Source organism: Cupriavidus sp. FW305-46 (assembly GCF_058787075.1).
Genome location: NZ_JBYSZI010000017.1, coordinates 29,806 through 44,089 on the forward strand (window position 1 = coordinate 29,806; position 14,284 = coordinate 44,089).

Here is a 14,284-nt window from a genome sequence, read left to right on the forward strand (position 1 = left end):
CGTCAGCCTCTGTCTGCGGGAATTCCTGTTCCCCATTTGCCCCGTGGATTCATCCCGGGGATTCCTCACCCCTCTGGGAATCGCTGATGAAAAAGGAAATAGACCGATTGAGTGCGCTCGGCGGTTTTCTGGCAAGTGCCGGTGCCGCGCTTGCATTGGCCGGTTGCGCCGCTGCGCCGACCATGGTTGAACTGCAGGAGGTGCGCGGCATTTCCGCGCAGACGCTGCAGGCCAGGATAGGAGAACCCACCGACAAGGTTCGGCTGCATGACGGGCGCAGCCGCTGGCTGTACTCGGGCCAGCCGCTCGGACTCTTCGTCTATGCCGCGGATTTCGATACGGATGGCGCTCTGGTCGACTATCGCCAGATGCTGACGATGGAGGAGCTGCAGCAGGCCAGGCCGGGCGCGTGGGCCAAGCAGGATGTGGTGGCGCGTTTCGGCAAGCCCCGCTTGCCGATCCAGTACTACGCGCTGCAGAAGCGTGAAATCTGGTCCTACCGCTTCCAGTATGTGACGCAGATCGCGGTATTTCATTTCCAGTTCGACGCCGGCGGTGTTCTGCGCGGCACGCAGATGTCCATCAATTCCTTTGAAGACATGATGTGAGGGACCACCCGGCGGTGTAGCGAGGAGGCTGTCCCGCCCAATAGATTTATAAATATTCTTAATAAATATGCCTGAAGTGCCAAAGGCAACAGATGGGGGAGCGTGGTCCGATGAAATTGTTAGTCTCTTTCCTGCTTTTCGTCCTCTGCAGTACCGCGTGGGGACAATCGCTGACGTTGTATGGCGTGATCGATATTGCGATCGCAAAGAACCCGGGCAAGGGCGCCTGGGCAATGCAGAACGGATCGGGCAACCGCTTTGGTCTGCGGGGCACCGAGGACCTGGGGGGCGGCATGCAGGCCTTCTTCAATGTGGAGAACCGCTTTGCCGGGGACACGGGTGCCATGCGGGATCCGACCCGGCTGTTCAATGACCGCTCGATGGTGGGCATTCTCGGCCGGTTCGGGCGGTTCTGGGTCGGGCGGGAATACACGCCAGCGAGCTGGAACGTGCAGATTCCCGCGGATCCGCTCTACAACAGCACGTTGATGTCGATGTTCCTGATCAGCACCGGCGGCATCGGTAGAGTATACAACGACAAATCCGTTAACTATCAGTTTGATGTCGACGGCTTGACGTTCTCTGGCCAGGTCGCGGAGGCCGAGGGCAACAAGGTGCCGCATCGTCCGGTTTCCTTCTCCGTTTCCTACCGGGCCGGTTCCGTCCTCGCAGCCTATGGATACGACCGGCCTGGCGGCGACAGGGCCATCTGGCACATGGTCACCGGCGTCTATGAAACGCAGGCATTTACGCTGCGCGCCTCGATGGGCGGCGGCATGACCGATACGGGGAACCGGCGCGTGTCCCTGATCCTGGGCGCCACGATTCCGATCCGGAACAGCCAGATCCACATTTCCCACGGCAAGCTCAGGGATACCACTTCTGATCGGACGCTGATGGAAAAGACCGGTATCGCCTACTACTACTCGCTATCGAAGCGCACCTCGCTGTATGCCGACATCGTGCACGACAGCAATGCCAGGCCGAAACACTTCGGCGGCGAGATCGGCATCAAGCACAGATTCTGAGAGCGGGCGCGCCGGCCGCGCATGCGCGGCCGCTATGACATGTCGATCGAGATATCGAAGGAGAACTTGCCCGCGGGACAATAGATCCGCCCGACATCGACCACGCGCTCCGTATGATCGAAGACCGTCGCCACCAGATTCAGGATTGCACTTTTCGGCGGCACCCGGAGGTGGCTCGCAATATCGGCGGAGGCTTCCATTGCGCTGGCGCTGTAGTCGATGCGCATGACATTGACATTGAACTTGTCCCGCAGGATCCGCGGAATCGGCATCTTCTGCATATCCGCCTCGGTGATGTTCTCACCGAACTCGGGAAGCATGTAATTGACCGCGTAGTTGATCGGGCCGTTCTTGTCATGGCGCAGGCGGCGCATATAGGTCAGGTGCGTCGCGTCGCGGAAGGTCGCTTTCAGGTCCTCGGGGGTGACGACCAGAAGCTTCTCAAGCAGGTCGAGTTCCGCAGCCGAGTCGTGATTGAACACTGTCGCCAGTGTTCCCAGGACCTTCATCTCCTTCCTTGGCTGCGCTTCGAGTGGATTGATGACGGTGCCACGGCGGCGAGTCCGCGTGATCAGGCCCTCGCTCTCCAGTACCGTCAATGCCTGCCGGACGGTGATCAGGCTGACGCCATGCTCTTCTGCAAGTTGGCTCTCGGGCGGGAGGCGGAGTTCGCTGGAACGCAGCCGGCTGTAGATCTCCGCGCGGATCGACTCACAAGCCTGGTACCAGAGCGGAAGCTTGCGGCTGAAATGACTGGTTTCCATGGGTAGGATATTCCTGCCGGCGGCGAACGGCTGTTGCATTGAACATAATAAAAATATTATACAACATAACGATCACTGGCGCGCACAGGAGACTAGATCGCCTCTCCTTGTTGGTTCGTGCGCTGCAACGATAGTCGATTGCCGCGAAGTTGGCTTGCTGTGCTGGTCTATATAAGTATAATGATAATAGCATTAGGATCGTAGCACTGTGTGCGATCCGGGATGCTGCCATGACCCACAACAAACGCCGTTCGAGCCGAAGTGCGGATCAGCGGCGGTGACTAAGGAGAGAGATTCATGAGTGAAGGAAACGTCGTATTGGTGGTCAATTGCCGCATCAAGCCGGGCAAGGTGGAGGAACTGATGGCAGCGCTGAACGCGAATGCCGAAGCGGCAAGAACGACCGAGCCGGGTTGCCTGCAGTTCGACGTGCTGGTCGACCCGGAAGATCCCACCCGAATCATGTACTACGAAGTCTATCGGGACCAGGCCGCCATCGAAGCGCATGCGCAGACAGCGCATCACAAGACGTGGTACACCGTGGGGCCGCCGATGCTCGAGGTGCGGGAGCGTTCGGATTTCATCCGCGTAGCGCCGTAATATAAAGTCCCGCTGTCGCAAGCTGCGTCCGGACGACCGCTCGGGCTCCGGGCGGGCTTGCCTGCCACATTGTCGGCGCGGAGATCTGTCGGATGAGACCAATGGCCAGTTCAGGGACACAGGGCGCTAGCGCCGGTAGTCGGAGCGTATCGAAAAACCAGGACATCCGCGCGTGGTATCCGGCCGCGTGCGAGCGGGCGCAGCAAATGCTGCAGGCGCAGAACTGGGATCATGCCCGGCAATTGTTCGAGGCCATCGAAGCCCGGCTGCCGCAGGCGCGCGCTTTCGAGCGCGCTGTCGTCCTCGAGCGGATTGGACAGTGCCTGCTTGGGGCGTCACGCTTCGACGCGGCGATGTCGCAGCTGCACGCCGCGCTCACGCTGGCGCAACGGCTCGCACCCGCGCGGGCCGTTGGCCGGCTTGTCTACATGCTGCATGCCGCGCTAGGGGACGGGTTCCGCGCCTCGGGCGACATTGAGCAGGCAAGACAGTCCTATGAAGCCGCGCTGGCCGCCGCGAGGAACGCGGGCGATGCGGGATTTGTGGCCCAGGCCTGGCATCGGCTTGGCAAGTTCGACGCATCGCTGCAGCGTGACGCCGATGCGAGCCTGTCTTATGCGCAGGCGGCAAGCGCGTTCCGTGCGCTGGGCGATTGCGCGCGGGCAGCGCAGGTCCTCGGCGAGAAGGGCGCATGTCTCGCGCGCGCCGCCAGGCCAGCCGAGGCGATCGCATGCTATCGAGAGGCACTCGAGCTCGATGTGCGCGCCGTCCCGTCGCGGCGCCGGCTTCAGCACACATGTGCGCTGGCACGGCTCCTGGTCGGGTCGGCACCGGCGGCGGATATCCGCCGCCTGGTGCAGCATGCCCTGGACGCTGCCGTTGCACTTGATCCGGATGCGCCCGAGATCTGGCATGCCTTTGGTGTCCTGGCAGACGTGGCTGGCATGCAGGCCGACGCCGCGAGCGACGCTGCGACGGCATCCGCGCCGCGGGCGGAGTATCTGCTCTTCCACGGACTGCACCTGCGTGTTCCACAACTGTTCGCCACGCTGGCCTCGCTGGGCCAGGGAGAGTCCTTCGGCGCCGCCGTCGTGCTCGGCCGGCTCGGGCACTCACTGCGGCTGGCGCATCGGCTCGAGCAGTCGGTCCGTTTCCTTGAGCAGGCCCTTGGGACGCTTGCACAGGCGCCGGAGGGCGCCAGCCGCACGGGGCTGGCGGCCATGCTGCAACGCGACCTGGGCGACGCGCTGCTGGCGCTCGATCGGCCGGCGCCGGCCTGCCAAGCTTACGAGGCCGGTCTGGCCGCCTGCAAGGCAACGCGGGACCTAGCCGGTCAGACGGTGTTGCGTGACCGGCTCGCCGACGCGACACGGCGCGCCGGCGCGACAGTAGCGACAGTAGCGACAGCAGCGACAGCAGCGACAGCAGCCACAGCAGAGGCCGCCGTGCCGGCGCCTGGCCCAATGCCTGAATCCGCCGGCTTCAGGTTGACCATGTTTGATGAGACGGCGGTCTCGTATGTCTTCGATTCTGGCCTGCTGATAGACGGGGTGCCTGAAAGGCGGCAGACCACCTGGACGCCAGCCGGCGGAGCAAACGTCGGCGCCCTATGCCCGACGCTTGTTCCCTTTGCACGCAGCTGGGCCGACGCAGACAGCACCACGCGCTTCGCCCTGCGTTGCGAGGAGCCGGCATTTGAGCCACAGCCGGGCTGCGTGTTGATGCGCGCCACACGGCGCGAAGTCGCCGTGGCTGGTGCGGCCGCGGTGCTGGCTGGCCTGTTACGCGCCATGGACGGCGGGCACACTGTCGCACAGCTGCTGGACCGGCTATCCCCTCCCGACCGCGGCGTCGGGGATGCCCTGCTGCGCGCGCTGGCCGACGCCGGCGTGATCGACCTCTCGGGCAGGGCCGCCGGCCGGCTGTTGCATACCCTCACAAAAAAGGGTGTGCTTGCCGGCGGCGGCCTGGACCGCGATGCCGTCCTGCATCTGGCAACTGACGGTGGGCATCGCGCTTATCCTGGCGCGCCAAGAACGACGCTCGGGCGATCCGTCCCCGCAGAGCTCGAGGCCTTCCATGCCATCACGCGGGCCCGGCGTTCGCAGCGCGCCTATACCGGCCTGCCGGTTTCCCGCCAGCCGTTCGACGCGCTGCTCCAGATCGCTTGTGGCGCGACCGGCATCCTGAGCGGAGCCTCGCGCGACGCCACGCTACGCGCCTATCCGTCAAGCGGAGGGCTCTACGCGGTCGAAATCTACCCGGTCATACTCAATGTGGAAGGGCTCCCCCCAGCCATCTATCACCTCTGCCCGGATGAGGGGGAACTGGAATGCGTGCGGCCGCTGCCCCGCGAGCGCCTGATCGAAGCCATGTTGCCGGCGGAACGGGAAATGATCTCGGGCTGTGCCGCGCTGATCTGCCTGACCGGGTACTTTCCCCGGCACGAGTACAAGTATGGCGAGGGGGGCTATCGCATGCTGGTGGCTGAGTCCGGCCATCTGTCGCAGAACCTGATTCTTGCCGCCACCGCGCTGGGGCTGAGCGCGCGCCCGTTCGGCGGCGTCTTCGACACGCTTCTGAACGACGTCCTCGGGCTTGATCCATCGCAGGAGCAGTTCCTGCTGGCGGTGGCGCTGGGCCACGCCGTGCCGCAGCCGTCGTCCTGATCCGCATCTCGCAAAACTGCAACCCCACTTAAGTCGGGTGTTTACGTCGCGATAATCAGGGCCCGTTTTTCCCCGCTTGTTATAGATTGTTAAGACATATAAGAGCGCGGGTTTCGAATAGAAACCCCAGCCAATAAGTGCACTATTAGCATCAGTCGTTGGTGACGGACGTTCGGCCGCATGGTTGCCATCGACATCCGGGGGGAAACAATCTTGCGCCAGACGCTTGCGCGCGCGCTGCGCCCGCTTGGACGGCTTGGGTCGCGCACCATCACCGCGGGCACCTTGCTGCTTGGCTTGATGACGACGGCTGTCGTCTATGCATTCTGCACCGACCTGCTTGAGAAGGACGTCCGCCTGCGTTTTGAGAACGATACCGGCGACGTGATCCAGCAGATCGATACACGGATCCGCCTCTATACCGATGTACTGGTGACCATGCAGGCGCTGTTCGGCGCCAGCGACCATGTCTCGCGCGGCGAGTTTCGCGATTTCGTCAGCGGCTTGAACCTGCCGCAGCGCTATCCCGGTTTCCAGACGCTGAACTACGCGCCCTACGTGCCGGCGGCCGAGATCGACGCCTTTGTCGCCCGGCAGCGCAGCGATCCGATCCTGCGCGAGGCGGGCGTGACGTTCAACGTCCGCCCTCCCAGCCAGCGGCCGGGGCATTTCGTGCTGACCTATGTCGAACCGCTCGCCCTCAACCTGGCGTCGATCGGCATCGACATCGGCGCCGAGCCACGCCGCCTGGCCGCGCTGGAACGCGCGCGCGATACCGGGCAGTCAGTCAGCAGCGGGCGCCTGATCTTCAGCGAGGCAAAGAACCCGCATGTGGGCATCGCCCTGCGCCTGCCGGTGTACCGCAAGGTGCCCGAGCTGGATTCCGTGGAAGCGCGCCGGCGCGCCTATGTCGGCTCGGTTGGCGCGGGGATCCGGGTGGATGACCTGCTGAAGGACCTGGTCAGCAATGAGAACCTGCGCCGGATCCGGTTCCGCGTGCATGATGCCGGAGACTTCGCGCAGGCTGCGGTTCCGCCTTCCGCAGCCAACCTGCTCTATGACAGCGTGACCGGCCTGGCGGCCAGGGAACGCAGCCGGGTTGCCGGCGGCAGCGCCGTCCACGCCAGTGCCGCGCATGGCGCGACAGTACTGGCGGACGGCCAGGCGGCCCCGGGCCAGCATGACCTGGCCAAGAGCGTGGTGCGGAATTTCGGCGGACGGCGCTGGATGATTGCATTTGCTGCCGATGCCAAGGCCATCAGTGGTCCGCAGCGCTACCTGCCGGGGCTGGTGGTGATTTCCGGCGCGATCATCAGCGTGCTGCTGGGGTGGCTGGCCTACGCGTTGTCGAGTTCGCGCGCTCGCGCCGTGGCCGTGGCCGACCAGATGACGCACAGCCTGCGCGACAGCCAGGCCGCGCTTGCCGAGGCACAGCAGATTGCCCACCTGGGCGACTGGCGCATCGACCTGGACCAGGACAGCGCGCACTTTTCCCAGGAGATGGCGCGCCTGCTAGGCTTGCGCGGCGACAAGCCGACTCCGGAAGCGCTGTTCCAGGCGATCGACGCCGGCCATCGCGCCGTGCTGCGGGAAAGGATGCGGACAGCCCTGCAGGATCGCCAGCCGTTCGAGTTCGAGTGCCCCTACCGGTCGCGGCGCGGACGCCGGGGCTGGCTGCACCTGATCGGCCACGCGCATGGGGCGGCGGACAGCGCCGTGCTGCGGGGCACCGCGCAGGACATCAGCCAGCGCAGGTCCGCCGAGCAGGCCAGGACGCAGGAACACCAGATTGCCCTGCACCTGGCCACCGCCACCAGCGAGATCGAGGTGCTGGAGGAGATCGTCCACACGCTGCTCGAAGGCATGGACTGGGAGGCCGGTACCTTCTGGCCTGGCGATGACAGCCAGGGGCTGAAGCTGCCGCCGGTCTACCTGGCCCGCGTCAAGACGCTGCAGCCCTGGCTCGCCGAGCGCCCCGCATTGCCGGCCGGCGCCGTGGTCTTGCAGGCGCCGCAATGGTATGCAAGCCGGAGCGCGATGGCCCGGCATCCGCAAGCCAGGTGGCTCGACGCCGGCGGCATCCGGACGGTGTTCGCCTTCCCGCTGAGCCGGGGCCACGTGACGCTCGGCGTGGTCGAACTTTATTCCCGCAGCAAGCGCAGCCCCGATACGCATGCGCTCGCGATGGCGAGCGGCATTGCCAATCAGACCGGGCATTTCCTGTTGCGGCGCCAGGCCGAGGAAAACCTGCGCTTCATCGCCAATCACGATGCCCTTACCGGGCTGCCCAACCGCCTCATGTTCAAGGCCGAGTTCGAGCAGGCGCTGACCCGTGCCCGCGCCAGCGGCCAGGCCCTGCATGTCATTTTCGTGGACCTGGACGAATTCAAGGTCGTGAACGACACCATCGGCCACAACGCCGGCGACATCGTGCTGCGCGAGATGGCCGACCGCTTGCGCGGCAGCCTGGAGGAGGTGGAGCTGATCACCCGCTTCGGCGGCGATGAATTCGTCGTGCTGCTGGACCCCAAGGGAGATTCGACGATCCTGGACCGGACCATCGCCCGGATCCAGGCTGCGCTCGCGCCAGGCTTCGTCGTCAACGAGTCGGAACTGCGCATGACGGCAAGCATCGGCATCAGCTCCTTCCCCGAGGACGGCAGCGACTGGCAGACCCTGCTCAAGCATGCCGACCTGGCCATGTACGGTGCCAAGCAGCTCGGCAAGAACGGCTACCAGTTCTACTGCCGGGGCATGAGCGCGTCGCTGCAGCGGCGCATCGACATGGAGTCGCACCTGCACCGCGCGCTCGAACAGGACGAATTCATCCTCTACTACCAGCCGCGCATTGCGCTCGCGTCGGGGGCGTGCACGGCGGTCGAGGCACTGATCCGCTGGCGCCACCCGGAACTCGGCCTGGTCATGCCCGGAGATTTCATTCCCTTCGCGGAGCAGAGCGGCGCCATTGTCGAGATCGGTGCCTGGGCCCTGCGCGAAGCGTGCCGGCAGAATGCCGCATGGCGCGCGCAGGGACTGCCGCCGGTGCGTGTTTCAGTCAATCTTTCGGCACGGCAGTTCGCCGACAAGTCGCTCAGGCTGACCATCATCGATGCCCTGCGGCAAGCCGGGCTGCCCGGCAACCTGCTGGAGCTTGAACTCACCGAGAGCATGGTCATGCGCGATGCCGAACAGGCGTCCAGCTGGCTCTCGCGCCTGAAGCGCACCGGTGTCCGGCTGGCAATCGACGACTTCGGCACCGGCTACTCCTCGCTCGCGTACCTGAGCCGCTTCCCGATCGATACGGTCAAGATCGACGGCAGCTTCGTCCGCTACATACCGGAAAGCCGCAGCGACACGCAGATTACCAGCGCGGTGATCGGCCTTGGCCACCGGCTTGGCCTCGAAGTGGTCGCCGAAGGCGTGGAGAACGAGGTGCAACTCGAATTCCTGCGCCGCGAAGGCTGCGACGAAGTGCAGGGCTACTACTTCAGCCATCCGCTGCCGCCAGCGAAGATCACTGCCTTCCTGGCCAGCCGCATGGAGAACGGTCCCGCTCTCGAGCATGGACCGCAACCGATGCGCGCCTGACTGCCCGTCAGTCCGGTGCGTGCTTAAGCAGTCCAATAACAGGGAGCTAGATCATGCAGGACCGTACTATTGAAATCATGTGGCAGGCCATCGACGCCCTGGACTTTTCCAGGATGAAGGCCAAGCTGCTGCATCAGAAGCATGCGCATTGGTCGCCGGAATCGCTGGAGCAGGCGGAGAGCGGCTACCGGCAATTCCTCAAGCTGGCGGCGAAGCATCCGGACACGCCCGCCGTCCCCAGCGAGCAGGTGGATGCCTTCTGGCATGCCCACATCCTGGACACCAGGCGCTATGCCAGCGATTGCGAGCGCATCTTCGGCTATGTCCTTCACCACGACCCCTACGTCGGCATCGACGGTCCGGAAGACGAGGCCCGCCTCCTGCAAATGGCCGCTGCGAGCGATGCGCTGAGCATGCGCGAATTCGGCAGCCCGCTGACGTCTGCCGCATATTGCGCCCGGGCAGCGGCCGACGAGGCCGCTTACTGCGCACGCATGGCCAAGGCGGAAGAGGCCGCGTACTGTGCACGCATCGCCAGGACCGAGGAGCCGGCATACTGCGCACGCATGGGCAAGGCGGAAGAGGCCGCGTACTGTGCACGCATCGCCAGGACGGAGGAGCCGGCATACTGCGCACGCATGGCCAAGGCGGAAGAGGCCGCGTACTGTGCGCGCATCGCCAGGACGGACGAGCCCGCGTACTGCGCGCGCATGGCCAGGGCGGAAGAGCCCGCGTATTGCGCACGCATCGCCAGGACGGAAGAACCGGCGTACTGTGCCCGCCTTGCCAAGGCCGGCACCCCCGCATACTGCGCACTGGCGGCGCCCCAGGCCGCTGCCTGCTGAAGGCCTGCATTCGTGGCCGGGCGGGCGTCGTCAGCCTGGCCACGTTGCCCACGCCGGCACTCCCGGTTGCCGCGCGCCACAGGTGCTGCATCGCGCATTGGCCGCGGCATCCATGAAATGAAAAATTTCATTTCTGAAATTCGTTAGGCCGGCCTCGGAAGAAAATCCTCCGCCAAATCAATGGGATGGTGCCTGAACCGGCCGTGGCCCGGTTCTTGCGGCAGCAGGACGGGACGGGCGCGTATTTCATCGTGCCTGCAAACCTGCCGTCGCCCTGCATCGCGCTGCGTCGTGGGCAGGCGAACCTGGTCTTGATGAGGAAGGCACCACGATGTACTACGGAAGAATCGGAGCCCGCGCGCACAGCCACGAGCTTGCCGGGGACGGCGATCAGCCACTTGCCGGCCAGAACCGAAACGAGCATGGCGATCGGAACCAGCCATTGCCAAAGCGTGCCAACTGGGCGTGGGCCGCTGCATCGGCGCACTATGACTGGATGGACTCGCACGCCCCATTTGCCCAATACGACTAGCAGCCCGGGCAAGCCTTGCGCCCGTGCTGCATCCCCGATCACCTGACCCTGCCGCGGCGGTTGCGCGCGGCTGGTTCGCTTCCCTGCATCCCATGGACTACGCCCCTATCCGCTCCCTGCTGATTGCCAACCGTTCCGAGATCGCGATCCGCGTGATGCGCGCGGCCGCCGAGATGAACGTGCGCACGGTGGCAATCTATTCGAAGGAAGACCGCCTCGCGCTCCATCGCTTCAAGGCCGATGAGAGCTACCTGGTCGGCGAGGGCAAGAAGCCGCTGGCGGCTTACCTCGACATCGACGATATCCTGCGCATTGCCAGGCAGGCGAAGGTCGATGCCATTCATCCGGGCTATGGCTTCCTTTCAGAGAACCCGGACTTCGCGCAGGCCGTGATCGACGCGGGTATCCGCTGGATCGGCCCGTCGCCCGAGGTCATGCGCAAGCTTGGCAACAAGGTGGCGGCGCGCAACGCGGCAATCGACGCGGGCGTGCCGGTGATGCCGGCAACCGATCCGCTGCCGCATGACCTGGAAACGTGCAAGCGCCTGGCTGCCGGCATCGGCTATCCGCTGATGCTCAAGGCAAGCTGGGGCGGCGGCGGCCGCGGCATGCGGGTCCTGGAAAGCGAGCAGGACCTTGAGGGGGCGCTGGCCGCGGCGCGGCGCGAGGCGCTGGCTGCGTTCGGCAACGACGAGGTGTATGTCGAGAAGCTGGTGCGCAACGCGCGCCATGTCGAAGTGCAGGTGCTCGGCGACACGCACGGCAACCTCGTGCATCTCTATGAGCGCGACTGTACCGTGCAGCGGCGCAACCAGAAGGTGGTGGAGCGGGCGCCCGCGCCATACCTCGACGATGCCGGCCGGGCCGCGCTGTGCGAATCGGCCCTGCGGCTGATGCGCGCAGTCGGCTACACCCATGCCGGTACGGTCGAGTTCCTGATGGATGCCGACTCCGGCCAGTTCTACTTCATCGAGGTCAATCCGCGCATCCAGGTCGAACACACGGTCACGGAGATGGTCACCGGGATCGATATCGTCAAGGCGCAGATCCGCGTGACCGAAGGCGGCCATATCGGCATGACCGAGAACACGCGCAATGAAAACGGCGAGATCGTCGTGCGCGCCGCGGGCGTGCCGGTGCAGGAAGCGATTTCGCTCAACGGTCATGCGCTGCAATGCCGGATCACCACCGAGGACCCGGAGAACGGTTTCCTGCCGGACTATGGCCGCCTCACCGCCTACCGCAGCGCGGCCGGCTTCGGCGTGCGCCTGGACGCCGGCACCGCCTACGGCGGCGCGGTGATCACGCCGTACTACGATTCGCTGCTGGTCAAGGTCACCACCTGGGCGCCGACCGCGCCCGAATCGATCCGGCGCATGGACCGTGCGCTGCGCGAGTTCCGCATCCGCGGCGTCGCGTCCAACCTGCAGTTCCTCGAGAACGTCATCAACCATCCCGCGTTCCGGTCCGGCGACGTCACCACGCGCTTTATCGACCTGACGCCGGAACTGCTGGCGTTCACCAAGCGCCTGGATCGCGCCACCAAGCTGCTGCGCTACCTGGGCGAGGTCAGCGTCAACGGGCACCCGGAGATGAGCGGCCGCACGCTGCCATCGCTGCCGCTGCCCGCACCGGTCCTGCCCGCCTTCGACACCAGCGGCGCGCTGCCCTACGGTACGCGCGACCGGCTGCGCAAGCTGGGCGCGGAGAAGTTCTCGCGCTGGATGCTGGAGCAGAAGCAGGTGCTGCTGACCGACACCACCATGCGCGACGCGCACCAGTCGCTGTTCGCCACGCGCATGCGCACCGCCGACATGCTGCCGATCGCGCCGTTCTATGCGCGCGAACTGTCGCAGCTGTTCTCGCTGGAGTGCTGGGGTGGCGCCACCTTCGACGTGGCGCTGCGCTTCCTCAAGGAAGACCCGTGGCAGCGCCTTGAGCAACTGCGCGAGCGCGTTCCCAACGTGCTGTTCCAGATGCTGCTGCGCGGCTCCAACGCGGTCGGCTACACCAATTATGCGGACAACGTGGTGCGCTTCTTCGTGCGCCAGGCGGCCAGTGCCGGCGTGGATGTGTTCCGCGTGTTCGATTCGCTGAACTGGGTGCGCAACATGCGCGTGGCGATCGATGCCGTTGGCGAGAGCGGTGCGCTGTGCGAGGGCGCGATCTGCTATACCGGCGACCTGTTCGACAAGTCGCGTGCCAAGTACGACCTGAAGTATTACGTCGGCATCGCGCGCGAGCTGAAGCAGGCCGGCGTGCATGTGCTGGGCATCAAGGACATGGCCGGCATCTGCCGTCCGCAGGCCGCGGCGGCACTGGTCAGGGCGCTCAAGGAAGAGACCGGGCTGCCGGTCCATTTCCATACCCACGACACCAGCGGCATCTCGGCCGCTTCGGCGCTGGCCGCGATCGAGGCCGGCTGCGATGCGGTCGACGGCGCGCTCGACGCCATGAGCGGGCTGACCTCGCAACCCAACCTGTCGAGCATCGCCGCGGCCCTGGCCGGCAGCGAGCGCGATCCCGGCCTCAGCCTGGAGCGCCTGCACGAAGCGTCGATGTACTGGGAAGGGGTGCGCCGCTACTACGCGCCGTTCGAATCCGAAATCCGCGCCGGCACCGCCGACGTGTACCGCCACGAGATGCCCGGCGGCCAGTACACCAACCTGCGCGAGCAGGCGCGCTCGCTCGGCATCGAGCATCGCTGGACCGAGGTGTCGCGCGCCTATGCCGAGGTCAACCAGATGTTCGGCGACATCGTCAAGGTGACGCCGACGTCCAAGGTGGTCGGCGACCTGGCACTGATGATGGTGGCCAACGACCTGAGCGCCGCCGATGTGTGCGATCCCGCCAAGGAAACCGCCTTCCCTGAATCGGTGGTGTCGCTGTTCAAGGGCGAGCTGGGCTTTCCGCCCGACGGCTTCCCCGCGGAACTGTCGCGCAAGGTGCTGCGCGGCGAGCCGCCGGTGCCATACCGGCCCGGCGACCAGATCCCGCCGGTCGACCTCGACGCGGCGCGCGCCGCGGCCGAAGCGGCGTGCGAGCAGCCGCTCGACGACCGCCAGCTGGCTTCGTACCTGATGTATCCGAAGCAGGCCGGCGAGTACCACGCGCATGTGCGCAACTACAGCGACACCTCGGTGGTACCCACGCCGGCATACCTGTACGGCCTGCAGCCGCAGGAAGAAGTGGCGATCGACATCGCCGCCGGCAAGACCCTGCTGGTCTCGCTGCAAGGCACGCACCCCGATGCCGAAGAGGGTGTCATCAAGGTCCAGTTCGAGCTGAACGGGCAGTCGCGCACCACGCTGGTCGAGCAGCGCAGCGCCACGCAAGCGGCGGCAGCGCGCCATAGCCGTCCGGTTGCCGAGCCCGACAACCCGCTGCATGTGGCCGCGCCTATGCCCGGCTCGATCGTGACGGTGGCGGTGCAGCCGGGGCAGCGCGTGGCCGCGGGCACGACGCTGCTGGCGCTGGAGGCGATGAAGATGGAGACCCATATCGCGGCCGAGCGGGACTGCGAAATCGCCGCAGTCCATGTTCAGCAGGGGGATCGCGTGGCGGCGAAGGATCTGCTGATCGAACTGAAGGGCTGACGTTGGCCGGCAGGGCGCAGGCTCCGATTTGCATCCTGCAGCGAACCGTCCGCC

General features: G+C 65.6%; 9 protein-coding genes. 7 read left to right on the forward strand and 2 right to left on the reverse strand.

Going from position 1 to position 14,284, the window contains the following annotated elements:
- The first annotated feature begins 182 nt into the window (after positions 1-182).
- The gene (locus AC3WON_RS10815) at positions 183-608 is read left to right on the forward strand and encodes a hypothetical protein (RefSeq protein WP_492351786.1); all 426 of its coding nucleotides are present in this window, start codon (positions 183-185) and stop codon (positions 606-608) included.
- A 110-nt stretch (positions 609-718) separates the two neighbouring features.
- Complete coding sequence (locus AC3WON_RS10820; RefSeq protein ID WP_492351787.1) at positions 719-1,636, forward strand: porin; 918 nt, start codon at positions 719-721, stop codon at positions 1,634-1,636.
- Positions 1,637-1,668: 32 nt separating this feature from the next.
- Here AC3WON_RS10820 and AC3WON_RS10825 read toward each other — a convergent pair whose 3' ends face one another.
- Positions 1,669-2,400 (reverse strand): GntR family transcriptional regulator, encoded by a 732-nt coding sequence (locus AC3WON_RS10825; RefSeq protein WP_492351788.1) that lies wholly within the window; start codon positions 2,398-2,400, stop codon positions 1,669-1,671.
- A 297-nt stretch (positions 2,401-2,697) separates the two neighbouring features.
- Here AC3WON_RS10825 and AC3WON_RS10830 point away from each other — a divergent pair, with 297 nt between their 5' ends.
- The 4 genes from AC3WON_RS10830 (at position 2,698) to AC3WON_RS10845 (ending at position 10,102) form a co-directional block, all read left to right on the forward strand.
- Positions 2,698-3,000 carry a putative quinol monooxygenase gene (locus AC3WON_RS10830; protein ID WP_492351789.1) on the forward strand — a complete coding sequence of 101 codons (303 nt, stop codon included), beginning with the start codon at positions 2,698-2,700 and terminating at the stop codon, positions 2,998-3,000.
- A gap of 206 nt (positions 3,001-3,206) precedes the next feature.
- Positions 3,207-5,669, forward strand: coding sequence for a SagB family peptide dehydrogenase (locus AC3WON_RS10835; RefSeq protein ID WP_492351790.1), 2,463 nt, complete (start codon positions 3,207-3,209; stop codon positions 5,667-5,669).
- A 180-nt stretch (positions 5,670-5,849) separates the two neighbouring features.
- On the forward strand, positions 5,850-9,257 hold the full coding sequence (locus AC3WON_RS10840) for a bifunctional diguanylate cyclase/phosphodiesterase (RefSeq protein ID WP_492351791.1): 3,408 nt from the start codon (positions 5,850-5,852) through the stop codon (positions 9,255-9,257).
- A gap of 53 nt (positions 9,258-9,310) precedes the next feature.
- The gene (locus AC3WON_RS10845) at positions 9,311-10,102 is read left to right on the forward strand and encodes a UCP032817 domain-containing protein (protein ID WP_492351792.1); all 792 of its coding nucleotides are present in this window, start codon (positions 9,311-9,313) and stop codon (positions 10,100-10,102) included.
- A gap of 127 nt (positions 10,103-10,229) precedes the next feature.
- On the opposite strand, the gene AC3WON_RS10850 is transcribed toward AC3WON_RS10845, so the two are convergent.
- Positions 10,230-10,526 carry a hypothetical protein gene (locus AC3WON_RS10850; protein ID WP_492351793.1) on the reverse strand — a complete coding sequence of 99 codons (297 nt, stop codon included), beginning with the start codon at positions 10,524-10,526 and terminating at the stop codon, positions 10,230-10,232.
- A 200-nt stretch (positions 10,527-10,726) separates the two neighbouring features.
- On the opposite strand from AC3WON_RS10850, the gene AC3WON_RS10855 reads away from it, so the two are divergent.
- Complete coding sequence (locus AC3WON_RS10855; protein ID WP_492351794.1) at positions 10,727-14,230, forward strand: pyruvate carboxylase; 3,504 nt, start codon at positions 10,727-10,729, stop codon at positions 14,228-14,230.
- The last annotated feature ends 54 nt before the right edge of the window (positions 14,231-14,284 follow it).